Genomic DNA, 24,340 nt, shown 5'->3' with positions numbered 1-24,340 from the left:
CGACGGCAGGGTGTCGCAACGGGCTCATGAAGCGGGCGCCGCCCCGGGGGAGTCGAACCCACCGGGGCGGCGCCCTGCCCAGGGCAGACCGCGAACGGGCCTACGGGAAGGTGAGCTTCCAGCTGTTGATGTAGCCGGTGTCACGGGCCGCGTTGTCCTGGACCCGCAGTTGCCAGACGCCGTTGGCGGCCTCGGAGGAGGCGTTCACCGTGTAGGTGGTGGCGATGTTGTCCGCGCTGCCGCCGGTGCCGTAGCCCTTCAGCGTGTACGCCGTGCCGTCGGGGGCGACGAGCTGCACCTGGAGGTCACCGATGTAGGTGTGGACGATGTCCACGGCGACCTGGAGGTTGGACGGCGCGTTGCCCGTCCGGCCGGAGACGGTGACCGGCGACGTGACCGCCGCGCCCCGGTCCGGGATCGCCACGTCGGCGGTGTTCTCGAAGGACGTACCGCCGCCGCCTCCGCCACCGGAGCGGCTGCCGACGTTCACGCCCGCCCACGCGTCCTGGACCGCCTTGTACTCGGCGCTGTCGGTGCCGTAGAGCTCACCGGTCGCCGCGAGGGTGCCGGTGCGGGCGCCCGCGTAGTTGGTGGTCGAGGTGAACTTGGTGGTCAGCGCGCGGAACCAGATCTTCTCCGCCTTGCCGCGGCCGATGCCGGTGACCGGAAGGCCGTCCGAGGTGGGCGAGTCGTAGCTGACACCGTTGATGGTCTTGGTGCCGCTGCCCTCGCTCAGCAGGTAGAAGAAGTGGTTCGCCGGGCCCGAGGAGTAGTGCACGTCGATCGAGCCGATGCCCGAGTACCAGGCGTCCTTGGACGAGCCGTCCTTGCTGGGCTTGTCCATGTAGCGCAGCGGCGTGCCGTCGCCGTTGATGTCGATCTCCTCGCCGATGAGGTAGTCACCGACGTCGGAGGAGTTCTTGGCGAAGAACTCGACGGTCGCGCCGAAGATGTCGGAGGTCGCCTCGTTCAGACCCCCGGATTCGCCGCTGTAGTTGAGGCCCGCGGTGTTCGAGGTGAGCCCGTGGGTCATCTCGTGCGCGGCCACGTCGATCGACGTCAGCGGGTTGGCGTTGCCCGAGCCGTCGCCGTACGTCATGCAGAAGCAGCTGTCCGACCAGAAGGCGTTGACGTAGTTGTTGCCGTAGTGGACCCGGGAGTACGCGGCCACTCCGTCGCCGCGGATGCCGCTGCGGCCGTGCACGTTCTTGTAGTAGTCCCAGGTCAGCGCGGCCCCGTAGTGCGCGTCGGCGGCGGCCGACTCCAGGTTGGACGGGCTGCCGTCGCCCCAGACGTCGTCGGAGCCGGAGAAGAGGGTGCCGGTGCCGGAGGTGCCGCGGTTGAGGTTGTACGTCTTGTGGTTGCCGCGGGCGCCGTCGGTGAGGTTGTACGCCGAACCGGACTGCGTGGTCGTGAGGTCGACCGTGCCGGAGTACACCGTGTTGCCGGTGCCGTTCTCGATGGCCTCCCATTCGTACAGCTTCTCGCCGGTGGTGGCGTCGGTGACGACGTGCAGTTCCTGCGGGGTGCCGTCGTGCTGGAAGCCGCCGACGACCGTCTCGTACGCCACGACCGGCTTGCCGTTCGCGGCCCAGATCACCTTGCGGGGCTCCCGGTTGACGGCCGGGTTCCTGGCGTCCTCGGCCTTCCCCGCGGCCAGGGCCTGCTGACGGGCCTTCGCCGCGGGCACCGCGGTCTTCGTCGTGGCCGGCTCGATGGCGGCGCGGGTGGCCTTCACGACGGCGGCGGTTTCGTCTGCCTTCGTGCTCTCCACGACCAGATCGCCGCCGAGGACCGGCAGGCCGTCGTAGGTGCGCTCGTAGCGCGTGTGCAGGGTGCCGTCGCGGTCCTTGAGGACGTCACGGACGACCAGCTTCTCCTTGGCGCCGAGGCCCAGGTCCTTCGCCGTCGCGGCCTTGTCCGCGTCGGCCTCGCGGATCAGCGTGGCGCGCTGGGCGGGGGAGAGCCGGACCGACTCCGAGCCGGGGTTCGCCTTGGTCGCGGCCGACGGTGCCTTCTCCGGGGCCGCGGTGGCGGTGCCGCTCTGCACGGCGGCGGCGATCAGCGCGGCGACGCCGGCGAGGGCCACGGCCGCGGTGCGGCGGGGGGTGTGGGGAGTGCGTCTGTGAGAGGTGCTTCTTCGCGAGGAACTGCTTCTCAACACTGACTCCTTCTGCGGGACCGGGGGTCGCCCGGCCTGGGGAGGTGGAGGTGTTGCCGTGGGGTTGCCGTGGAGCAGTCGTGGGAAGCGTGGCAGGGGACTGCGCTTTCTGTCAGGGGCGCGTCAACAGTATGGCCGGAAGCGGTTCGTTGACCGGAAGTTCATGTTCGCTATGCGGACGATTCCCGGGCGTCGGGCAGGTCCCCGTGCCAGGAGTGCCACAGCGCCGCGTAGGCCCCGCCGGCCGCCACCAGCTCGTCGTGCGTGCCGAGTTCGGTGAGCCTGCCGTCCTCCATCACGGCCACCCGGTCGGCGTCGTGCGCGGTGTGCAGCCGGTGCGCGACGGCGATGACGGTGCGCCCCTCGAGCACGGCGGCCAGGGCGCGCTCGGTGTGCCGGGCGGTCGTCGGGTCGAGCAGCGCGGTCGCCTCGTCGAGGATCAGCGTGTGCGGATCCGCCAGCACCACGCGGGCCAGGGCGAGTTGCTGGGCCTGGGAGCCGTCGGGGCGGTGACCGCCCTGGCCCAGGCGGGTGTCCAGGTCCTCCCGCAGCTCCCGCACCCACACGTCGGCGCCGACCACCGACAGCGCCTTCCACAACTCCTCGTCCCCGGCGGACGGTTCGGCGATCCGCAGATTGTCGCGGACCGAGCCGAGGAACACGTGGTGCTCCTGGGTGACCAGGACGACCTGGCGGCGCAGCCGCTCCGGTCCGAGCCCGACGACGGGCACGCCGCCGACCGTCACCGAACCGGCGGTCGGCGCGTCGATGCCCGCCATCAGCCGGCTCAGCGTGGTCTTGCCGGCGCCCGACGGCCCGACCATGGCCAGCCGCTCCCCGGGCCTGACCGTCAGGTCGACGCCGCGCAGCACCTCGACGCCACCGTCGTAGGCGTAGCGCACGCCTACGACGTCGATACGGTCGCCGACCGGATCGGGACCGTCGTCCTCCCCGGCGGCCCGCGGGGCCCCGGCCAGCCCCTCCACCCGCGCGAAGGAGGCGCCGCTGCTCTGGAGTTGCTCGACCCGCATCAGGATCTCGTCCAGCGGCCCGCTCAACTGGTGCAGATACAGGGCCGACGCGACGACCGCCCCGAGACTCATCGAGCCCGAGGTGTGCAGCGCCCCGCCGATCAGCAGCACCCCGGCCACCGGGACGGGGTACGACGCATCCACTGCGGGGAAGAACACCGTGCGCAGGAACAGCGTGTGGAAGCGTGTGCGGCGGGACGTCTCCAGCGCATCCCGGCTCGCCGCGGTGCGCTGCTTCCGGAGCCGGAACGCCTCCACCGTGCGCGCTCCCGCCGCGGTCGCCGCGAGGATCTCCGCGACGTCGGAGGTGGCCGCGCCCTCGGCGAGATACCCGTCCCGGGCCCGGCGCAGGTACCAGCGCAACGCCAGCCAGATCGGCGTCAGGCCGAGCACGCCGAGGGCACCGAGCAGCGGGTCCAGCAGGAACACCGCGCCGACCAGGAACAGCGCCTGCACGAGGTTGATGAGCAGGATCGGACCGGCGTCCCGCAGGGTGTTGCCCACGGTGGTGACGTCCGAGGTGCCGCGGGCCGTCAGGTCGCCGGTGCCGGCGCGTTCCACGACCGAGGCGGGCAGGGCGAGGGCGCGGTCCACGAACCGGTCCCGTACACGCGCCAGCGTGCGTTCGCCGAAGCGGTGGCCCACGTAACGGGCCCAGCGGGCGAGGAACAACTGGGCGAGGGCGCAGGCCAGGAGGACGAGGGCCAGCCGGTCCACGGCCGCCACGCCGTGCCCGGCGCGGACGTCGTCGATCATCCGGCCCAGCAGCCAGGGCCCCGCCAGACCGGCCAGGGCGGCGAGGGCGTTGAGGCCGAGGACGGTGGTGAAGGCTCGGGTGTCGGCCCGTACGAGGTCCAGCAACGCACGCCGGACGTCCGCCCGTTCGGCGACGGGCAGGTGTCCGCGGCTCATCGCACGGCCTCCTCGGCGTCCCTGGCCACGAGGGCGCGGTAGCCGGGGGTGGTGTCGAGCAGTTCGTGGTGGCCGCCCGAGGCCGCGACCTTGCCGTCGACCAGGTAGTGGACGGTGTCCGTGCGGTCCAGGACGAGGGGGGAGGTGGTGGTCACGACCGTGGTGCGGCCGCGTCGGGCTTTTCCGAGGCGGTCGGCGACGGTGGCTTCGGTGTGGGCGTCGAGGGCGGAGGTGGGCTCGACGGTGAGGAGGATCTCCGGGTCGGCGAGGAGGGCTCTGGCCAGGCGGATGCGTTGGCGTTGGCCACCGGAGAGGTTGCGGGCCTGGGCGTCCATGGGGGTGGCCAGACCGTGGGGGAGGGCTTGGACGATGTCTTCGGCTGCGGCTGCGTGGAGGGCTTGGAGCAGCGCCTTCGGGGGTGCCGCGTCGTGTGGTGTGGCGTCTGCGGGATCGTTGTGGCTTGTCGCGCCCCGCGGCGGAGCCGCAGATCGACACCGCCCCGCACCCCTGAGGGGGCCGATCATGTCCTGGAGGGTTCCTGCGAACAGGTCGGACTCGTGGTCGGCCAGCAGGATGTGTTCCCGGATCTGGCGGAGCGCGATGTCGTCCAGGCGTACTCCGCCCCAGGTCGCGTTCGACGGGATGTACCGGGCGAGGCGGTCCACGATCGTCGTGGCGTCGGCCGGGTGTTCCGCGACCAGGGCCGTCAGGCGGCCGGGGAGTACGCGAACGCCGGACTCGGGGTCGTACAGGGCCGACGGCTCGGACGGGGCGTCTCGCGATCCGGTGTCCGGCATGGGCTCCAGCCGTAGGAACCGTACGACGCGCCGCGCGCACACCAGGCCGCGGCTGATCTGGTAGCCGCAGTCGACCCAGAAGGCCACCGGCCTCACCAGCATCGCCACATAGCCGTACACCGACACCAACTGCCCCACGGTGATGTCCCCGCGCGCGGCCAGCCGGGCCGCCAGCCACGTCACCCCGGCCAGGAACAGCGTCGGCAGCCCGATCCCGAGCGCCTGCACCCAACTGGTCACCACGCCGACCCGGTACCCCTGCTCGCGCAGCCGCTGCGAGTCACGGCGGAAGGCGTCCGCGACCAGCGTCTTGCCGCCCAGCCCGGCGAGGACCCGCAGCCCGCCCGCCAGGTCGCCGATCCGCGCGGTGAGCACGCCCTGCCGTTCGCGGTACTCCGTCTCGGACCCCTGTAACCGCCCGAGCAGCGGCCCGACGAGCAGGACGATGACCGGGAGGCCGAGCAGGACGACCACGGCGATGAGCGGGGAGACCGAGACCAGCAGGACGGCGACCACCAGATAGGCCACGATCGCGCCGACGCCGGGGCCGACGACCGTCAGCGACTGGCTGATCGTCTGCACGTCGCCCACGCCGATCGTGACGACCTCCCCGGCCCCCAGCTGCCGCGGCAGAAAGGCGCCGAGCCGCACCGCCTGACCGACGACGACCTTCACCGTGCGGAAGTTGGCGTCCATACGGACGCGGGTCATCGTGCGGTGGCGCATGATGCTCAGCCAGGAGTTGAAGGCGCCCACCGCGAACAGCGCGCCGCTCCAGAGCGCCAGCGCGCCCATGTCGCCGGGCTCCAGACCGTCGTCGATCGCCCGGGACATCAGATACGGCGTCGCCGCCAGCAGCACCATCCACACGCTGCCGAACATCGCCCCGGCCGCACACCGCCGGGGCTGCCGGGTGACCAGCCACCACAGGTAACGGGCGCCGCTCCGGTGGTCGGGTGTGCCGGGGTCCTCGTACGCGTCGATCATCCGCCCGCCTCCGCCGCCCTCTCCGCCGCCGTCCTACGCCAGGCTGTCCCGCCAGGCCCGGTGCAGATCCGCGAACCTGCCCGTGCCCGCGATGAGTTCGGCCGGGCTGCCGTCCTCCACGATCTTCCCGTGTTCCATCACCAGTACGCGATCAGCGATCTCCACGGTCGACAGCCGGTGCGCGATGACGACCGCCGTACGCCCCTTCAGCACCGTCGCCATCGCCCGCTGCACCGCACGCTCGCCCGGGATGTCCAGCGAGCTGGTCGCCTCGTCGAGGATCAGCACCGCCGGATCGGCCAGCAACGCCCGTGCGAACGCGACAAGTTGGCGCTGACCGGACGAGATACGGCCGCCCCGCTTGCGTACGTCGGTGTCGTAGCCGTCGGGCAGGGAGCTGATGAAGTCGTGCGCGCCGATCTCCTTCGCCGCCCGCTCCATCTCCTCGCGCGTGGCGTCCGGGCGGCCGATCGCGATGTTCTCCGCGACCGTGCCGGAGAACAGGAACGCCTCCTGCGTCACCATGACCACCCCGCGCCGCAGTTCGGGCACGGCGAGATCGCGCAGGTCGACGCCGTCCAGCAGCACCCGGCCGTCGGAGGGGTCGTAGAACCGGGCCAGCAGTTTGGCCAGTGTCGACTTGCCGGCGCCCGTGGAGCCGACGACCGCGACCGTCTGCCCGGCCGGGATCGTCAGGTCGAAACGGGGCAGCACCTCACCGCCCGTGCGGTAGCCGAAGCGGACGCCGTCGAAGACGACCTCGCGGCCCGGCTGTTCGCTCGCCGGCGCAGGGAGCTGCCGGGGACTCGACGGCTCGGGCACGGACGGCGTCTGTGCGAGCAGCCCGGCGATCTTCTCCAGCGAGGCCGCCGCCGACTGGTAGGAGTTGAGGAACATCCCGAGCCGGTCGATCGGGTCGTAGAGCCGCCGCAGGTACAGCACGGCCGCCGCCAGCACACCGAGAGCCAGCGTGCCGTCCGCGACCCGGTAGGCGCCCCACAGCACGATCGCGGCGACCGCCGTGTTGGCGACCACCCGTGAACCGGTGACGTACCGGGCCATCTCCAGCAGCGCGTCGCCGTTGGTCCGTTCGTGCCGCTGGTTGAGCGCGCCGAAGTCCGCGTCGTTGGCCGCCTCGCGGCGGAAGGCGCGCACCGGGCGGATGCCGTTCATGGTCTCGACGAACTTGACGATGACGGCGGCGATGGCGGTCGACCGCGCCCGGTACACCCGCCCGGCGCGCCGCTGGTACAACCGCACCAGGGCGTAGAGCGGCACCAGGGACGCCACCGCCACGCCGCCGAGGCCCAGGTCGAGCCAGAGCAGCATCGCCGAGATGTAGACGAAGGACAGGATGACCGCCACGAGTTCCTGAAGGCCCTCGTCCAGCAGCTCGCGCAGCGACTCCACGTCCGTGGTGGAGCGGGAGATGAGCCGGCCCGAGGTGTAGCGCTCGTGGAAGTCGACGCTCAGTGTCTGCGCGTGGCGGAAGATCCGGCCGCGCAGGTCGAGCAGTACGTCCTGGTTGACGCGGGCCGCGGCGGCGACGAACGCGAACTGGAGCCCGCCCGCGGCCAGCGCGCACGCCAGATAGCCGACGGCCACCGCGATCAGCGGCCCGTGGTCCTGCGCCCGGAACGCCGGCACGGCGCGGTCGATGGCATACGCCACGAGCAGCGGGCCCGCCTGCACGGCCGCCTGCTGGAGCAGCAGCAGGAGCGATGTGACCGTGACGCGGGCCTTCATGGGGGCGAGCAGGGAGCGCAGCAGGGCGGCGGTGGCGCCCGGGGGTGTGGGCAGGGCGTCCCGGTCGAAGGGGTCGCCGGTGGCGGGGGTCCGAGCGTCGGGTTTCCCGTTCCCGACTTTCCCGCCCTTGGGTTTCCCGCCCTCGGGTTTCTCGTCGTCGGATTTTCCGCCGGCCGGTGCGGTGGTGGCCGCCGTCATCGTGCGTCCTCCTGTTCGCCGGACTGTTCGACGGATGTTTCGCCCGACTCTTCCCTTGACTGTTCGCCGGACATCAAATGCGCGTACTCGGCGTTCTCACACAGCAGTTGGTGGTGGGTGCCGACCGCGGCGATCCGGCCGCCGGACAGCAGCGCGACGCGGTCGGCGAGCAGCACGGTGGACGGGCGGTGCGCGACGATCAGGGCGGTGGTGTCCGCGAGGACCTGTCGCAGGGCGGCCTCGACGGCAGCCTCGGTGTGCACGTCCAGGGCCGACAGCGGGTCGTCCAGGACGAGGAACTCCGGCTGTCCGACGACAGCTCTGGCCAGCGCCAGGCGCTGCCGCTGCCCGCCGGAGAGGCTGAGGCCCTGCTCGCCCACCTGGGTGTCCGTCCCCCGTGGCAGGGCGTACACGAAGTCGGCCTGGGCGACCGCCAGGGCCCGCTCCAGCTCAGCCGGGCCGACCGTGCCGTCGGCCCCCATGAGAACGTTGTCGCCGACCGCGGCCGAGAACAGCGTGGGCTCCTCGAAGGCGACCGCGACCTTGGCGCGCAGCGCCTGACTGGACAGGGCCGTGATGTCGACGCCGTCGAGGGTGATGCGGCCCGAGGTCACCTCGTAGAAGCGGGGGATGAGCGCCGTGAGGGTGGTCTTGCCGCTGCCTGTCGCTCCGACCAGGGCCATGGATTCGCCGGGGCGGATGTGGAGGACGACCTTGTCCAGGACGGGCGGGGAGTCGGGTGGGGCGTCCGGGTAGCGGAAGGTCACGTCGTGGAACTGGAGACCGGACCCCGTTGCGGTCGGCGACGCCGGGTCACCAAGGACTCCCCGCTCCTCGACGCCCTCGTCCATCACCTCGAAATACCGCTCCGTCGCCGTCGCCGCCTCCTGGCTCATCGCCAGCAGGAACCCGATCGACTCCACCGGCCACCGCAGTGCCAGCGCCGTGGACAGGAACGCCACCAACGTCCCCGCCGACAACCCCCCGTCGGCCACGTGCACCACCCCCACCACCAGCGCCGCCCCGATCGCGACCTCCGGCAGCGTCACGATGACGCCCCAGATCGTCGCCAGCAGCCGCGCCTTGCGCAGCTCCGTGCCGCGCAGCGTCCCCGAGAGCTCCCGGAACGCACGGGCCTGGCTCCGGTGCCGGCCGAAGCCCTTGATGATGCGGATGCCGAGCACGCTCTCCTCGACGACCGTCGTCAGGTCGCCGACCTGGTCCTGGGCGAGCCGGGCCACCTTGGCGTACCGCTTCTCGAAGATCACGCACGTGACCATCACGGGCACGGCGGGCCCGAGGATCACCAGCCCCAGGGTCCAGTCCTGGAGCAGCATGATGACCACACCGACGAGAATCGTCACGCCGTTGACCAGCAGGAACGTCAGCGGGAAGGCGAGGAACATGCGCAGCAGCATCAGGTCCGTCGTCCCCCGGGACAGCAACTGCCCCGAGGCCCACCGGTCGTGGAAGGCCACCGGCAGCCGCTGGAGGTGCCGGTACAGATCCGCCCGCATGGACGCCTCGACGTGGGAGAGCGGACGCGCCACCAGCCACCGCCGCAGCCCGAACAGCAGGGCCTCGGCGAGGCCTAGCAGCAGCAGGTACAGCGCGCCGAGCCAGACCCCGCCCGGGTCCCGGTCGGCGATGGGCCCGTCCACCATCCACTTCAGGACGAGCGGGATCACCAGGGCCACGCAGGAGGCGAGTATCGCCACGAACGCGGCGGTGAACAGCCGCACCCGCACGGGCCGCACGTACGGCCACAGGCGCAGCAGCGTACGCACGGCGGAACGGTCCTGGACGGGGGCGGGTGTCGTGGCCATCAGCAGCGAGCCTACGGATCGCCACTGACACTGCCCACCGAGTTTCCGCCGTACCCGGGTCGGCCGTTGGGCCTACGGCCTGGGGTACCTCCCCGCTCGAGCGAAGCCGAGAGCTTGGGGGAGTGTTCGAGGGGTCGTACGGTGGCATCAGCCGATCGGATGATGCCCGTTCGAGCGCGACGGCCGATGCGCCGGTACCGACCGCTCCGCGACCCTCGTCGCATGCCGACCGCACCTGTCATCGAAGTCACCGAGTTGCGCAAGAGCTACGCCGGCCGTCCGGCCGTCGACGGTGTCTCCTTCGCCGTGGAGGAGGGCGAGATCTTCGGGATCCTCGGCCCGAACGGCGCCGGGAAGACCACCACCGTGGAGTGCGTGGAGGGGCTGCGCGTCCCCGACTCCGGCCGGGTCCGCGTCACCGGCCTCGACCCCGTCACCGAGCACGAGGCCACCCGCCGCGTACTCGGCGCGCAGCTCCAGGAGAGCGAGTTGCAGGCCAAGCTCACCGTCCGCGAGGCGCTGGAGCTGTACAGCGCCTTCTACCCGAGCCCGCTCGACTGGCGGCCCCTCGCCGAACGCCTCGGCCTCACCGCCAAGTTGACGACTCGGTTCGCCAAGCTCTCCGGCGGCCAGAAGCAGCGGCTGTTCATCGCGCTCGCCCTGGTGGGCAACCCCCGGGCCGTCGTCCTGGACGAGTTGACCACCGGCCTCGACCCGCGCGCCCGCCGGGACACCTGGGAGCTGATCGAGGACATCCGCGCGAACGGCGTGACCGTCCTCCTCGTCACCCACTTCATGGAGGAGGCGCAGCGGCTGTGCGACCGGATCGCCGTGATCGACAAGGGCCGGGTGGCCGCCCTGGACACCCCGGCCGGGCTGATCCGCCGCTCCGCCGGATCCACCGTCATCAGCTTCACGCCGTCCGCCCCACTGGACGACCGTGACCTGAACGCGCTGCCCGCGCTCGCGTCGGTCGAGCACAAGGAGGGCCGCGTCACCCTGTCCGGCACCGACGAGACGGTCAACGCCGTCATCACCCTCCTCGCCCGCGCCCGCGTCACGGCCCACCAGCTCCGGGTCACCGACGCCACGCTGGACGACGCGTTCCTCGACCTCACGAAGGAGGCGGCGGCATGAGCACGGCCCTCGTCAACACCGCCGTACTGAAAAGCGAGATGCGCCTGTTCCGCCGGGAGCCCGGCAGTCTCTTCTGGATCCTCGGGTTCCCGACCCTGCTGCTGGTGATCCTCGGCTCGATCCCGTCCTTCCGCGAGGCCGACCCGGCCTTCGGCGGGCTGCGCCCGGTCGACGGCTACGTCCCGGTGAGCGTGCTGCTCGGCCTGATCATGGCGGGGATCCAGGCGATGCCGCAGACCCTCACCGGCTACCGCGAGCGGGGCATCCTGCGCCGGATGTCCACGACACCGGTCCGGCCCGCCGCCCTGCTGTCCGCGCAGATGCTGCTGTACGGCGGGGCCGCGCTGGTGTCGGCGATGCTCGCCCTCGGGGCCGGCCGGCTCGCCTTCGACGTACGGCTGCCGCGCCAGGGCTTCGGATACGCCCTCGCCCTGCTCCTGGCCGTCCTGGCCGCCCTCGCGCTGGGCTCGGTGATCTCCGCGCTGTCCCGGTCGACGAAGATCGCCGGTGCCATCGGGTCGGTCGTGTTCTTCCCGGCGATGTTCAGCGCGGGTGTGTGGATGCCGGTGCAGACCATGCCGGACGTCCTCGCCCGGTGCGTCGGCTTCACACCGTTCGGGGCGGCGGCCGAGGCCCTGAACCAGGCCGCGGCGGGGGACTGGCCGGGCTGGGACCACCTCGGGGTGCTCGTGGCCTGGACCGTGCTGCTGACGGCCGGTGCCTCGCGCTGGTTCCGCTGGGAGTAGGCGAGGGGCCGTGCACACTGGGGAGATGACCGCGGCGGACGAGCAGATCGAGCACCGTCAGAACCAGTTCCACACCTGGGGCGTCTACGGACTGCTCGCCGTCTCCGTCCTCCTCTCGGTCGCCGCGCACGAGCTGATGACGAGCCCCGCCGAGTGGTACGCGGGCGGGGCGCTGGTCGTCGCCGCGGTGCTGCTCCAGTTGTGGCACGGGCCCCGCCGCGGCCGCCGGACCCCCTCCCGTCGCGGGACCGTCTACTACGTCCTGCGCTGGGCGATCTCCTTCGCCCTCACCTGGCTGACCCCGTTCTTCGGGTTCTACGCGTCCGCCGGCTACTTCGACAGCGAAGAACTGATCGCCGGAAGGCGCCGGCAGAGGCTCGGTCTCCTCGCCACCGTCGTCGTGGTGGCGGGCTCGCAGTCCGGCGGGATGCCGAGCGGCAGCCCGACCCGATGGCTGCTGTTCGGCGTGCTGCTGGTCACGAACTTCGGCCTGGTGATGGTGGTCGGCCACATCACCCAGCAGGAGGAGCAGCGCTCCCGCGAGCGGGCCGTCACCATCACCGAACTCGAACGCACCAACGCCGCCCTGCAACGGGCCCTCGACGAGAACGCCGCCCTGCATGCCCAACTCCTCGTCCAGGCGCGGGAGGCGGGCGTCGCCGACGAACGCCGGCGGCTGGCCGCCGAGATCCACGACACCATCGCCCAGGGCCTGACCGGCATCATCGCCCAGCTCCAGGTCGTCGCGAACGCCCCCGACCTGGCCGTGGCCCGCACCCACCTCGAACGCGCCTCGGACCTGGCCCGGCACAGCCTCGGCGAGGCCCGCCGCTCCGTGCACAACCTCACCCCCGTGGCGCTGACCGACGCCGGGCTGCCGGAGGCCCTGAAGAAGACGGTCGCCGAGTGGGGTGAACGGACGGGTGTGCGCGCCGAGTTCACGGTCACCGGTACCACCGAGCAACTCCACGAGGAGGTCGCGGCCACGCTCCTGCGGATCGTCCAGGAGGCCCTCTCCAACACCGCCCGGCACGCGGCCGCAGGCCGCGTCGGCGTCACGCTGACCTTCCTCGGCGACGAGGTCATCCTCGACATCCGCGACGACGGCCGCGGCTTCGACCCCCTCGCCGTCCCCGAACGCACCAGCTCCGGCGGCTTCGGCCTCGACGGCATGCGTGCCCGCGCCGAACGCATCGCCGGCTCCCTCACCGTCGAGTCCGAGCCGGGCCACGGTACGGCGGTCTCCGCTCGCGTACCGTTGGTCCGCCATGACTGAAGACGCTCCGACGGGTGACGCCGCGATCACCCTGCTCATCGTCGACGACCACCCCGTCGTACGGGACGGCCTGCGCGGCATGTTCGAGTCAGCCCCCGGATTCACGGTCCTGGCAGAGGCGTCGAACGGCGTCGAGGCGGTCTCCCTCGCCACCGGCCTGGACCCGGACGTGATCCTGATGGACCTGCGCATGCCCGGCGGCGGGGGAGTGGACGCCATCCGTGAACTGACCCGCACCGGCGCCCGCGCCAAGGTCCTCGTCCTCACCACCTACGACACCGACTCCGACACCCTGCCCGCGATCGAGGCGGGTGCCACCGGCTACCTGCTGAAGGACGCGCCCCGCGAGGAACTCTTCACCGCCGTACGGGCTGCGGCACAGGGCCGTACGGTCCTCTCCCCGGCCGTGGCCTCCCGCCTGGTCTCCGCGGTCCGGGCTCCCAGGTCTCCCGGCAACGAGCCGCTCTCCGCGCGCGAACGCGAGGTGCTGGCCCTGGTCGCCAGGGGCACGTCCAACCGCGAGATCGCCCGCGAACTGTTCATCAGCGAGGCGACCGTGAAGACCCACCTCACCCACCTCTACGCCAAGCTCGGCGTCAAGGACCGCGCGGCGGCGGTGGCGGTGGCGTACGACCGGGGGATCCTGGGCTAGGCCCTGCGGTCGAATCCCCGCCTGCCCCGCGACGCCATGCACGCTCCCCCAAGTTCTTCGAGCAGGGGGACCCCACTCGCCGCACCGGGCACAGACCCACGTACAACCAGTACGAGGGCCTGCGCCCGGCACACCGAGAGCACGCACCTGACGCCGCGGGGGCCCGCCCTTCGGGCGGACGACGGGAATGTGGCGACAGGGCCCAGCCCGGGGAGCGGGAAGGGGTTCACACTTCCTGAGCGGCGGAGGACTGGTCCAGGTCACGGTCACGGACCATGGTGAAGATGGCGATCGCCCCGGCGAGGGCCACGCAGGCCAGCACCACGTAGACGACGCTCCAGCCGTGCTGGAGACCCTGGACAGCCCGGTCCACCAGGTCCTCCCCGCCGCTCGCGCGTACGGAACCCAGCCGGCCCTGGACCACGTCGTCGGCCATCGCACCGTCGTCCGCGGACAGTTGCTGACGGGTCGAGGTGAGCAGCAGCCCGCCCACACACGCCACGCCGATCGTCTCGCCGGCGACCCGGAGGGTGTTGAACATGCCCGACGCCATACCGCTGCGCTCGGCCGGCACCACGCTGACCGCCGCGTTGTCCATGACGCCGAAGGCCAGACCGATACCGACACCGGCCAGCAGCAGCGCCGCGTACAGCCCGGTACGGGACGACACCGGGTCGGTGAACGTCATTAGCAACAGCGCGACGGCCAGTACCGCCGGTCCGACGGCGAGCAGTGTCCGCACGGACAGCAACCGCACCAGTGTGCCGGTGAACAGCGGCAGGACGAAGACCGGCAGCGTCAGCGGCAGCAGCATCGCTCCGGACATCGTCGACCCAGCGCCGCCCGCGCCCTGGAAGTAGGGCGGCAGGTAGACGAGCAGGGCCGCGAACGCGAAGACGATGCTCACCGGCTGCCAGATGATGGCGACGAACGTGGGGCGCCGCAGCAGGCCCAGGTCGAACATCGGCTCGGCGACGCGCAGTTCGACCACGACGAACAGGGCGAGGAACAGCGCCGCACCCGCGAAGGAGCCGAGCGTGACGACTCCGCCCCACCCCTGTGAGGGCCCCTCGACGAAGCCGAGGGCGAGCAGCATGAGGGCCAGGGTGAAGGTCAGCACGCCGGGCAGGTCGATGCGCCGCGCCCCCGGGTTCTTCGACTCGGGCAGCGGCCGGGCCAGGACGAGCACGACCGCACCGAGCAGGACGTTGACCAGGAACACGGCGTGCCAGGACGCGACGCCTACCAGCAGGCCGGACACGAACGGGCCCACCGCCAGACCGAAGCCGATCGAGGCGCCGAAGATGCCGAAGGCCCTGGCCCGGGCAGCCCCGCTGAACGTGTGGGCGAGCAGGGCGGAACCACTGGTCAGCACCGCTGCCGCGCCCATGCCCTGGACGAAGCGCGCCAGGTCCACGAGCAGGATGGTGGGCGCGGTACCCGCGACCAGCGAGGCCAGCGCGAAGACGGCCGTGCCGCTCAGGAACAGGCGGCGGCGCCCGAAGAGGTCGGCCGCGGAACCGGCCGCGAGCATGAAGGCGGTGAACGCCACGTTGTAGGCGTTCAGCACCCACTGGGTGGAGGCCGCCGAGGCGTTCAGCGCCTCGGACATGTCGGCGAGGGCGACTCCCGGCCCCGTGACGGAGATGGGCAGCATCACGGCGGCCAGAGCGATGGCCACCAGTGCACGCGTGGTCCGGTCTGTCCCGGGAGCGGTTTCGGCAACGATGGTCCTGGGTGGTGACAGCTCGGAATCAGCGGGCGACTGGGACATCGGATCGTGTCAATCCTGTTCTCGGGGCGGGCGCGTGGTCATCGCTCAGGAACTGTGTAGCGGTTCATCAATGCACTGTAGTCCATGTTTTTACGGTGGTATATTTTTCATGTCGGGGGGAGCCCGCACAGTGACGTGAGAAGGCGAGGAAGCGCATGGCCGCTGAACCTGCCCGCCCCCTCGGGCGCAGAGAGCGCAGCAAGCAGCGGGTGCGGGACCGCATCTACGCCTCTGCCCTGACCCTCTTCGCGGAGCAGGGTTACGAGCGCACCACGATCGACCAGATCGCCGAGCACGCCGACGTGGCCCGGGGCACCTTCTTCAACTACTTCCAGCGCAAGGAAGACCTGGTCACCGCCTGGGCCGAGGCCCGGAAGCGGCGCCTGGAGCTGTGCATGGAAGAGTCGATGAAGTCCGGGGACGACGATGTGACGGTGCATCTGGAGAGGTGCATGGCGGCACTGGCGGAGTTCAACGAGTCCGAGCGGGAGATCACCGCCACGATGCTCCAGGCCTGGGTGAAGGCCGGCCGGCCGCTCCTCGAGGAGCCCTACGCGGGCCAGGTCTTCGCCGACATCATCGAAGCCGGCCGCCGGCGCGGGGAGGTCGCCTCCGACATCGATCCGATGAGGGTCGGCAACATCCTCCGTGATTCCTACCTGGGCCTGCTCTACCGCTGGTCCCAGAACCCGGGCGGGCGCGCACCGCTCCACATCGACCTGCGCGAGGTCCTCAGGGTCGTCCTCACGGGCGTCCTGTCGCACTCCGAGCACGGGCGCGGCACTCCGGCGCCGCAGGCGTAGAGACCACGCATCCGAGCCGACGGCCCGGACCGGCCCGCCGGCCTCCGGGCGGGCGGGGCGTCACTGCGCCGCCCCGCCCGGCGAAACGATGCCTCAGCCCGCGACCCGCAGCAGCAGCACCGCCCGCGCCGGCATCGTGATCTCCGTCCCCGCCCGGTGCTCCACCCCCGGTGCCTCCCCCTGCTCCTCCAGGCTCGTGTCGACGACGACCTCGTACCGCTCCGCCCAGGGCGGCCCCGGCAGCACGAAGCTCACCGGCCCCTCGCCCGCGTGCAGGACGGCCAGGAAGCTGTCGTCGAGGATCTGCTCGCCGCGCTCGTCCCGGCCCGGGATGTCCCGGCCGGAGAGGTACATGCCCAGGGTGGCGGCGGGCGCGTACCAGTCCTGCTCCGTCATCTCGGTGCCCCGGGACGTGAACCAGGCCAGGTCGCGCAGGCCGTCCGCGGTCTGGGCCCGGCCCGAGAAGAACGCCCGGCGCCGGAGCACCGGGTGCCGGTGGCGCAGCTCGATCAGCCGCGAGGTCAGCTCGAACAGCGCCGTCCAGCCCGGATCCTGAAGCAGGCCCCAGTCCACCCAGCCGATCTCGTTGTCCTGGCAGTACGCGTTGTTGTTGCCGCCCTGCGTGCGGCCCAGTTCGTCGCCCGCGAGCAGCATCGGCACACCCGTGGACAGCAGCAGCGTGGTCAGCAGGTTCCTGAGCTGCCGCCGCCTGAGCCCCCGTACGCCCTCGTCCTCCGTCTCGCCCTCGGCGCCGCAGTTCCAGGACCGGTTGTCGTCCGTGCCGTCGCGGTTGCCCTCGCCGTTGGCCTCGTTGTGCTTGCGCTCGTAACTCACCAGGTCGCGCAGGGTGAAACCGTCGTGCGCGGTGATGAAGTTGACGGACGCCTGCGGCCTGCGCCCGCCCCAGGCGTACAGGTCGCTGGAGCCCGACAGGCGGTAGCCCATCTCCCGTACGTCCGGCAGCGCGTGCCGCCAGAAGTCCCGTACGGCGTTGCGGTACCGGTCGTTCCACTCCGTCCACAGCGGCGGGAACGCCCCCACCTGGTAGCCGCCCGACCCCACGTCCCACGGCTCGGCGATCAGCTTCACCCGGCGCAGCACCGGGTCCTGGGCGATGACCGCCAGGAACGGGGAGAGCATGTCGACGTCGTGCATGGAGCGGGCCAGCGCCGCCGCCAGGTCGAAGCGGAAGCCGTCCACGCCCATCTCCGTCACCCAGTACCGCAGGGAGTCGGTGATGAGCCGCAGCACGTGCGGCTGGACCACGTGCAGGGTGTTGCCGCAGCCGGTGTAGTCGGCGTAACGGCGGGAGTCGTCCTGGAGGCGGTAGTAGCCGCGGTTGTCGATGCCCTTCAGCGACAGCGTCGGCCCCAGCTCGCCCGCCTCCGCCGTGTGGTTGTAGACCACGTCGAGGATGACCTCGATCCCGGCCGCGTGCAGGGCGCGCACCATGCGCTTGAACTCGCCGACCTGCTGGCCGGTCGTCCCGGAGGCCGCGTAGGCCGCGTGCGGGGCGAAGTAGCCGATGGAGTTGTAGCCCCAGTAGTTCCTCAGGCCTCTGCGCAGCAGATGGTCCTCGTGCGCGAACTGGTGCACCGGCAGCAGCTCCACCGCCGTCACGCCCAGCTTCACCAGGTGGTCTATCGCCGCCGGGTGAGCGAGACCCGCGTAGGTGCCGCGCAGTTCCTCGGGTATGCCGGGGTGCAGCTTGGTGAAGCCCTTGACGTGCAGCTCGTAGATGACCGAGTCCGCCCAGGGCGTCTTGGGGCGGCGGTCGTCCGCCCAGTCGTCGTCATCGTGGACGACCACGCCCTTGGGGACGTACGGCGCCGAGTCGCGGTCGTCGCGCACGGTGTCCGCGACGTGCTGCTGCGGCCAGTCGCGCACGTGCCCGTACACCTCCGGCGGCAGGCTGCTGTAGTCGTTTCCCGGGCCCCCGTCGACCGCGCGCGCGTACGGGTCGAGGAGCAGCTTCGCCGGGTTCCAGCGGGCGCCGGTCCACGGGTCCCAGCGGCCGTGCACCCGGTAGCCGTAGCGCTGCCCGGGCAGCACGCCCGGGACGAAGCCGTGCCAGATCTCGTGGGTCAGCTCGGCGAGCCGGACCCGCGACTGGTTGCCCGCCTCGTCGAAGAGGCACAGCTCGACCCCTTCGGCCCCGCCCGCCCACAGGGCGAAGTTGGTCCCGGCCACCCCGTCCGGGCCGACCCGGAACCGGGCGCCGAGCGGCGTCGGCGCGCCCGGCCGGGCGGCCACCGTGGGCGGTGGCGCGGCCCGCCGTGCGCCGTTCACGGCGGCGGCCTGGCGCCCGTTCCCGGTGGCCTGATGACCGGCCACCGCCTCCTGCTCGGCTGCGCTGGACACCTGTCAGCCTCCCGCGGCTCGTGGAACGACGGGGGACAGAGGGGTGCGGTCCTGTGCTCCGGCCCGGGTCGCGGCTCCCCTGCGCGTCGTCCTCCCCACTGTTCTGCCCAGAGCATGGGTCGCACTCACGTTTCCCCGGGGGCGGGCATGGTCGTTTCCCGGGGCCGCGGCCGGTCGTTGGGCACCTCGTGAGGCACGTACAAGGGCGCGCGCGGCGCGCGAGGGCCGCGCTGGCCGCCGTAGTGACATGGGCAGGGCTCCTGACCGGGGCCACCGGCTGTACCTCGGACGACGGGGGCGGGATCGCCGGGGCGTTCGGTGCGCCCCCGGCGCCGGGGGACGTCATCCGGGTCTCGCCCGACGACGGCAGCAGGGGTGTGCGCCCCGGGAAGAAGCTGCGGGTGCATGTGCCCGACGGCAGGCTGGAGTCGGTGAAGGTCGTCCGGTCGCAGGACGCGCAGGAGTCCCCGGTGCCCGGGCACCTCTCCGCCGACGGACTGACGTGGGAACCCGACGAGAAGCGGCTCGCGCTGGCCGCCAGGTACACGATCGACGCGGTGGCCGTGGACGGCGACGGTCGCCGCTCCGCCCGGCGCACCACCTTCACGACGTACGTTCCGGAGGAACGCTTCATCGGCTACGTCAGCCCGGAGAACCGGGCCACGGTCGGCACCGGCATGATCGTCTCGCTGGAGTTCAACCGGGAGATCGCCAACCGCGCCGCCGTCGAACGCGCGGTGAAGGTCACCGCCCGCCCGGCCGTCGAGATCCGCCCGCACTGGTTCGGCCGGACCCGCCTCGACTTCCGCCCCGAGCACTACTGGAAACCCGGCACCCGGGTCACCGTCGCCCTGCGCCTGCGGGACGTCGAGGGGGCGCGCGGGGTCTACGGCCTCCAGCACAAGACGTTCTCCTTCACCGTCGGCCGCAACCAGGTCTCCGTGGTCGACGCCGCCCGGCACACCATGGAGGTGCGGCGCGACGGCGAGGTGCTCGCCACCGTGCCCGTCACGGCCGGCGCCCCCAAAACAACCACGTACAACGGCAAGATGGTGGTGACCGAGATGCTCGAGGTCACCCGGATGAACGGCGCCACGGTCGGCTTCAAGAAGCGCGACGGCAAGGGCGAGTACGACATCCCGGACGTCCCGCACGCCATGCGCCTGACCGACTCCGGCACCTTCCTGCACGGCAACTACTGGGCGCACCACACCGTCTTCGGGCGTACCAACGTCAGCCACGGCTGCGTCGGACTGCGCGACGTGAAGGGCGGCGGTGCGGACACTCCGGCCGGCTGGTTCTTCGACCGCAGCCTCATCGGGGACGTCGTCGAGGTCGTCCACAGCAATGACAAAAAGGTCGCTCCCGACAACGGGCTCGGAGGCTGGAATATGGGATGGAACGCATGGAAGGCGGGCAGCGCGGTGAAGTAGTCCGACAGGGGGGCGGGTTGCATCGGCTTTCCGTCGATGTTGGGACTGAACAGTGACAATCGCAGGTCACCGGGGTGCGGCGCCTTGTGGTTAATATTCGCCGGTGCGCGGGGGACGCGCAGGGGTGCGGGCCTGACCAGGCCCGGGGAGGGGAGAACAACTTGAACGGGCGACCGATATCGGGGGCGTCGGTTGGCGGCAGGCACGGGCTGCTCGCGCTGATACTGGGCGTGCTGCTGCTCGCCGTCACGGCGTGCGGCGGCGGAGGGACCGGTTCCGGTTCCGGCGCGGGCGCCGGCAAGGGCAAGGACGCGGACGCCGCGCAGAGCAAGCAGTCCGAGGCCGTCGTGGGCATCACCCCCAAGGACGGCGCCAAGTCCGTCGACACCAGCGGGGCGCTGAAGGTGACCGCCGCCAAGGGCAAGCTGACCGAGGTCGAGGTCAAGGACGCCGAGGGCAAGAAGGTCGACGGCGAGATATCCGGCGACGGCGCCACCTGGACGCCGTCCACCCACCTGGCCGCCGCCACCAAGTACACGGTCCACGCGGTCGCCAAGGACTCCGAGGGCCGCACGGCCGCGGAGGACGCGGGCTTCACGACCCTGACGCCGAAGAACACCTTCATCGGCACCTTCACCCCCGAGGACGGCTCCAAGGTCGGCGTGGGCATGCCGTTCTCCATCCGCTTCAGCCGGGGCATCACCAACGCGGACGACGTCGAGAAGGCCATCCGCATCAAGACGGAACCGGCCGTGGACGTCGAGGGTCACTGGTTCGGCAACGACCGTCTCGACTTCCGCCCCGAGAAGTACTGGAAGCCCGGCACCAAGGTGACCGTCGACCTCGGCCTCGACGGCGTCGAAGGCCGCCCCGGCGTCTACGGCGAGCAGGACAAGAAGGTCGAGTTCACCATCGGCCGCCACCAGGTCTCCGTCGTCGATGCCAAGAAGCTCACGATGAAGGTCATGCGCGACGGCAAGGTCATCAAGACCATCCCGGTCACCACCGGCAAGCCCGGCATGGAGACCTGGAACGGCCAGATGGTCGTCAGCGAGATGCTCCCGGTGACCCGGATGAACGGCGAGACGGTCGGCTACGGCGGCGAGTACGACATCAAGGACGTCCCGCACGCCATCCGCCTGACCACCTCCGGCACCTTCCTGCACGGCAACTACTGGGCGGGCGGCGCCTTCGGCAACTACAACGCCAGCCACGGCTGCATCGGGCTGCGCGACGTGCGCGGCGGCTGGGACAAGAAGGTGCCGGCCGCGTGGTTCTTCAACCACTCGATGGTCGGCGACGTGGTGATCGTCAAGAACTCCGAGGACCGCGTCGTCGACCCGGACAACGGGCTCAACGGCTGGAACATGTCGTGGGAGAAGTGGAAGAAGTGACTCTGAAGTGACGACGAGGCCCCGGTGTGACGGACAGCACCGGGGCCTCAGCCGTTAGCCCCCGTTAACCTGCTGCCCATGACCGTCTCTCTCGAAGTCGCTGAAGGCGTCGGCACGCTCCGTCTCGACCGCCCGCCCATGAACGCGCTGGACATCGCCACACAGGACCGGCTGAAGGAACTCGCCGAGGAGGCCGGGCGCCGCGAGGACGTGCGGGCCGTGGTGGTCTACGGCGGCGAGAAGGTGTTCGCGGCCGGCGCGGACATCAAGGAGATGCAGGCGATGGACCACACCGCGATGGTCCTGCGCGCCCGCGCCCTCCAGGACTCGTTCACGGCGGTGGCCCGGATCCCCAAGCCGGTCGTCGCGGCCGTGACCGGCTACGCGCTGGGCGGCGGCTGCGAACTCGCGCTGTGCGCGGACTTCCGCATCGCCGGCGAGAACGCCAAGCTCGGCCAGCCGGAGATCCTGCTCGGCCTGATCCCCGGCGCGGGCGGCACCCAGCGCCTGGCCCGCCTGGTCGGCCCCTCCAAGGCCAAGGACCTGATCTTCACCGGCCGGATGGTGAAGGCCGACGAGGCGAAGGAGATCGGACTGGTGGACCGAGTCGTGCCCGCCGACGAGGTGTACGCGCAGGCGCACGCCTGGGCCGCGAAGCTGGCGCAGGGTCCGGCCCTCGCGCTGCGTGCCGCCAAGGAGTCGATCGACACGGGCCTGGAGACGGACATCGACACGGGTCTGGCGATCGAACGGAACTGGTTCGCGGGCCTGTTCGCCACCGAGGACCGCGAGCGCGGCATGCGCAGCTTCGTGGAGGAGGGGCCGGGCAAGGCGAAGTTCCTCTGAAGTCCCCCTCCCGGGACTCGCCATTGACGCGGCGTCTGACCCGGGTCCCTCGATGGGGCGGTTTACGGCAGCCTTGAGGCGCCCTTGAGCATGTCCGGTCGAGGAAGTCCGCCGCCTGCCGTGAAGCGGACCGTCACCACAGGTCAGAACGGTCATGGGTGATTTCGAAGCGCCGCTGGCATATGGCCGTCGGCTCGTCGGTCCGCACCCCGTTCCCGGGGGTGTATTCCCCGGGAACGGCCCCCAAGGGGGCTCCGGGCAGCCATGATGGGGGCATGGCGGGGCTGGAGGGTATGGAACAGCCGCGGGGACACGCACAAGCGGCCGCGGCGCGCTGGTCGCCGACCGCCGAGGACGAACGCGCGCTGAAGGCGCTGGAGTTGTACGGCAACCCGACGGAGGCGGAGGTGTCACTGCCGTCCCGCCCCGAGTCCGCGGCGACCGCCAGACGGCTGACCCAGGTCGTCGTCCTGCGCCACTGGGGGCTCACCCCCAAGACCACCGAGGACGCCGTCTTGCTCGTCTCCGAGCTGGTGGGCAACGCCGTACGCCACACCGGAGCCCGTGTCTTCGGGCTGCGCATGCACCGGCGCCGCGGCTGGATCCGCGTCGAGGTCCGTGACCCGTCCCGGGGGCTGCCCTGTCTGATGCCGGTCCAGGCGATGGACATCAGCGGCCGGGGCCTGTTCCTCGTCGACAAGCTGGCCGACCGGTGGGGGGTCGATCTGCTGCCCTGCGGGAAGACCACGTGGTTCGAGATGCGGGTCGCCGACCGCTGAGGACCGACTCCGGCGGCCGGGCCCGGTCAGGTGTGCTGTCCGGGGATGTTGGTGACTGACGGCAGCTCACTTGGCCGTCGATCGGGCGAATCTCCGGTTTCTCCTCGTATCGGACCTTAAATGGTGCAATGCACCGCCACCTTGTCAAAAGCGCCCTCGTCGTGGGCGCCGCCCTCGCCTGCCTCGCCGCCTGCGGCACGCAGGGCGGGGAACGGACCTCCGAGGCACGCGGCACCAAGGCCGCCGTGCCCGCGCCGCGTGAGAAGAAGCCCGTTCAGGGGCTGCCCGGCATGCCGCCCGTCCTCGACCCCGAGGACGTGTACGCGGCCGACCGTCCGAACAAACTGTCGCCCGCGGTCAAGGACTTCCCGTCCCGGGTCTACGTCCCCAACACCGAGTCCGACACCGTCTCCGTCATCGACCCGAAGACGTACGAGATCATCGAGACGATCCCCGTGGGCCGGCAGCCCCAGCACGTCGTCCCCTCCTGGGACCTGAAAACGCTCTGGGTCAACAACAACCGCGGCCACACCCTCACCCCGATCGACCCGAAGACCGGCAAGGCGGGCAAGGAGGTCCGGGTCCACGACCCGTACAACCTCTACTTCACGCCGCACGGCAAATACGCCGTCGTCATGGCCTCTCTCGACCGCGAACTGGTCTTCCGCGACCCGCACACCATGGAGCGCAAGAAGACGGTCCCGGTCTCCTGCTACGGCGTCAACCACGCCGACTTCTCCCTCGACGGCCGCTACTTCATCGTCTCCTGCGAGTTCAGCGGCGAACTGCTCAAGGTCGACACCGAGAAGATGAAGGTCGTCGGACAGCAGAGGCTGCCGTTCGAGGGCGCCATGCCGCAGGACGTGAAGGTCTCGCCCGACGGCAAGAAGTTCTACATCGCCGACATGATGGCCCACGGCATGTGGGTCCTGGACGGCGACAAGTTCACCGAGCCCACCCTGATGCCCACCGGCAAGGGCTGCCACGGCCTGTACGTCAGCCGCGACTCCCGCGAGATGTACGTGTCCAACCGCGGCGAGGGCACGATCTCCGTCTTCGACTTCACGCAGGACAAGCTGACCAAGAAGTGGCAGCTGCCCGACGGCGGCAGCCCCGACATGGGCGGTGTCTCCGCCGACGGCAAGGTGCTGTGGCTGTCCGGCCGTTACGACGCCGAGGTGTACGCCATCGACACCCGCACCGGCACCCAGCTCGCCCGCATCCCCGTCGGCAGCGGCCCGCACGGCCTCGCCGTCTACCCGCAGCCCGGCCGCTACTCGCTCGGCCACACGGGCATCTTCCGGTGAGCCATCCGCCGCCCGCCGAGGGGCGGTTGACCCGCCCCTGATCGGGTGAGGTCCCCGGCCCGGCGCCGGACCCGCGATCGTGCTCCTCGTGATCACCACCAGCGGCGGCGCACCGCGGGAACCCGAGTCGGCCGCGGCCAGCACCTCGCGCTCGACCGCCTTGACCGCGCAGAC

At 71.3% G+C, this 24,340-nt stretch carries 17 protein-coding genes; 10 read left to right on the top strand and 7 right to left on the bottom strand.

Features of this window, described 5'->3' with window-relative positions:
- Positions 1-100: 100 nt before the first annotated feature.
- The 5 genes from AOQ53_RS04555 to AOQ53_RS04535 all read right to left on the bottom strand — a co-directional run bounded on the left by AOQ53_RS04555 (position 101) and on the right by AOQ53_RS04535 (position 9,658).
- On the bottom strand, positions 101-2,161 hold the full coding sequence (locus tag AOQ53_RS04555) for a M4 family metallopeptidase (RefSeq protein WP_059415185.1): 2,061 nt from the start codon (positions 2,159-2,161) through the stop codon (positions 101-103).
- Between the two features lie 170 nt (positions 2,162-2,331).
- Entirely contained in the window at positions 2,332-4,104 is a 1,773-nt protein-coding gene (locus AOQ53_RS04550; RefSeq protein WP_059415184.1) for an ABC transporter ATP-binding protein, read from the bottom strand.
- Positions 4,101-5,888, bottom strand: a complete 1,788-nt coding sequence (locus AOQ53_RS04545; RefSeq protein ID WP_059415183.1) for an ABC transporter transmembrane domain-containing protein — start codon at positions 5,886-5,888, stop codon at positions 4,101-4,103. The genes AOQ53_RS04550 and AOQ53_RS04545 overlap by 4 nt, the downstream gene beginning before the upstream one ends.
- Before the next feature lie 33 nt (positions 5,889-5,921).
- Positions 5,922-7,832 (bottom strand): ABC transporter ATP-binding protein, encoded by a 1,911-nt coding sequence (locus AOQ53_RS04540; protein ID WP_059415182.1) that lies wholly within the window; start codon positions 7,830-7,832, stop codon positions 5,922-5,924.
- Positions 7,829-9,658, bottom strand: coding sequence for an ABC transporter ATP-binding protein (locus AOQ53_RS04535; protein ID WP_059415180.1), 1,830 nt, complete (start codon positions 9,656-9,658; stop codon positions 7,829-7,831). Before AOQ53_RS04535 ends, AOQ53_RS04540 begins: the two co-directional genes overlap by 4 nt.
- 222 nt (positions 9,659-9,880) lie before the next feature.
- Between AOQ53_RS04535 and AOQ53_RS04530 the strand changes: the two genes are divergently transcribed.
- From AOQ53_RS04530 to AOQ53_RS04515, 4 genes are read left to right on the top strand one after another with little or no spacing between them, the layout of a single operon-like run.
- Positions 9,881-10,795 (top strand): ABC transporter ATP-binding protein, encoded by a 915-nt coding sequence (locus AOQ53_RS04530; protein ID WP_059415179.1) that lies wholly within the window; start codon positions 9,881-9,883, stop codon positions 10,793-10,795.
- A complete protein-coding gene (locus AOQ53_RS04525) occupies positions 10,792-11,541 on the top strand; it encodes an ABC transporter permease (protein ID WP_059415178.1) in 750 nt (249 codons plus the stop codon). Before AOQ53_RS04530 ends, AOQ53_RS04525 begins: the two co-directional genes overlap by 4 nt.
- Positions 11,542-11,566: 25 nt before the next feature.
- The gene (locus AOQ53_RS04520; protein ID WP_059415176.1) at positions 11,567-12,817 is read left to right on the top strand and encodes a sensor histidine kinase; all 1,251 of its coding nucleotides are present in this window, start codon (positions 11,567-11,569) and stop codon (positions 12,815-12,817) included.
- On the top strand, positions 12,810-13,469 hold the full coding sequence (locus AOQ53_RS04515) for a response regulator (protein WP_059415173.1): 660 nt from the start codon (positions 12,810-12,812) through the stop codon (positions 13,467-13,469). Before AOQ53_RS04520 ends, AOQ53_RS04515 begins: the two co-directional genes overlap by 8 nt.
- A gap of 226 nt (positions 13,470-13,695) precedes the next feature.
- Here AOQ53_RS04515 and AOQ53_RS04510 read toward each other — a convergent pair whose 3' ends face one another.
- The gene (locus tag AOQ53_RS04510; RefSeq protein WP_059415171.1) at positions 13,696-15,150 is read right to left on the bottom strand and encodes an MFS transporter; all 1,455 of its coding nucleotides are present in this window, start codon (positions 15,148-15,150) and stop codon (positions 13,696-13,698) included.
- 248 nt (positions 15,151-15,398) lie between these two features.
- Between AOQ53_RS04510 and AOQ53_RS04505 the strand changes: the two genes are divergently transcribed.
- A complete protein-coding gene (locus AOQ53_RS04505; protein WP_059415169.1) occupies positions 15,399-16,046 on the top strand; it encodes a TetR/AcrR family transcriptional regulator in 648 nt (215 codons plus the stop codon).
- 93 nt (positions 16,047-16,139) lie between these two features.
- Here the strand turns inward: AOQ53_RS04505 and glgX are convergent, their stop codons facing one another.
- Positions 16,140-18,407, bottom strand: coding sequence for a glycogen debranching protein GlgX (gene glgX / locus AOQ53_RS04500; RefSeq protein WP_059415168.1), 2,268 nt, complete (start codon positions 18,405-18,407; stop codon positions 16,140-16,142).
- 188 nt (positions 18,408-18,595) lie between these two features.
- On the opposite strand from glgX, the gene AOQ53_RS04495 reads away from it, so the two are divergent.
- The 5 genes from AOQ53_RS04495 (at position 18,596) to AOQ53_RS04475 (ending at position 24,166) form a co-directional block, all read left to right on the top strand.
- Positions 18,596-19,840, top strand: a complete 1,245-nt coding sequence (locus AOQ53_RS04495; protein WP_059415166.1) for a L,D-transpeptidase — start codon at positions 18,596-18,598, stop codon at positions 19,838-19,840.
- A gap of 161 nt (positions 19,841-20,001) precedes the next feature.
- Positions 20,002-21,234 (top strand): L,D-transpeptidase, encoded by a 1,233-nt coding sequence (locus AOQ53_RS04490; protein ID WP_059415164.1) that lies wholly within the window; start codon positions 20,002-20,004, stop codon positions 21,232-21,234.
- A 78-nt stretch (positions 21,235-21,312) separates the two neighbouring features.
- Complete coding sequence (locus AOQ53_RS04485; RefSeq protein ID WP_059415163.1) at positions 21,313-22,080, top strand: enoyl-CoA hydratase/isomerase family protein; 768 nt, start codon at positions 21,313-21,315, stop codon at positions 22,078-22,080.
- Positions 22,081-22,355: 275 nt separating this feature from the next.
- On the top strand, positions 22,356-22,859 hold the full coding sequence (locus AOQ53_RS04480) for an ATP-binding protein (RefSeq protein WP_059415162.1): 504 nt from the start codon (positions 22,356-22,358) through the stop codon (positions 22,857-22,859).
- Between the two features lie 128 nt (positions 22,860-22,987).
- Complete coding sequence (locus AOQ53_RS04475; protein WP_059415161.1) at positions 22,988-24,166, top strand: YncE family protein; 1,179 nt, start codon at positions 22,988-22,990, stop codon at positions 24,164-24,166.
- The last annotated feature ends 174 nt before the right edge of the window (positions 24,167-24,340 follow it).

The sequence above is a fragment of the Streptomyces azureus genome, assembly GCF_001270025.1.
Taxonomy (GTDB): domain Bacteria; phylum Actinomycetota; class Actinomycetes; order Streptomycetales; family Streptomycetaceae; genus Streptomyces; species Streptomyces azureus.
The sequence above is the reverse complement of the archived record's forward strand: the minus strand, read 5'-3'. Positions and strand labels throughout refer to the sequence as shown.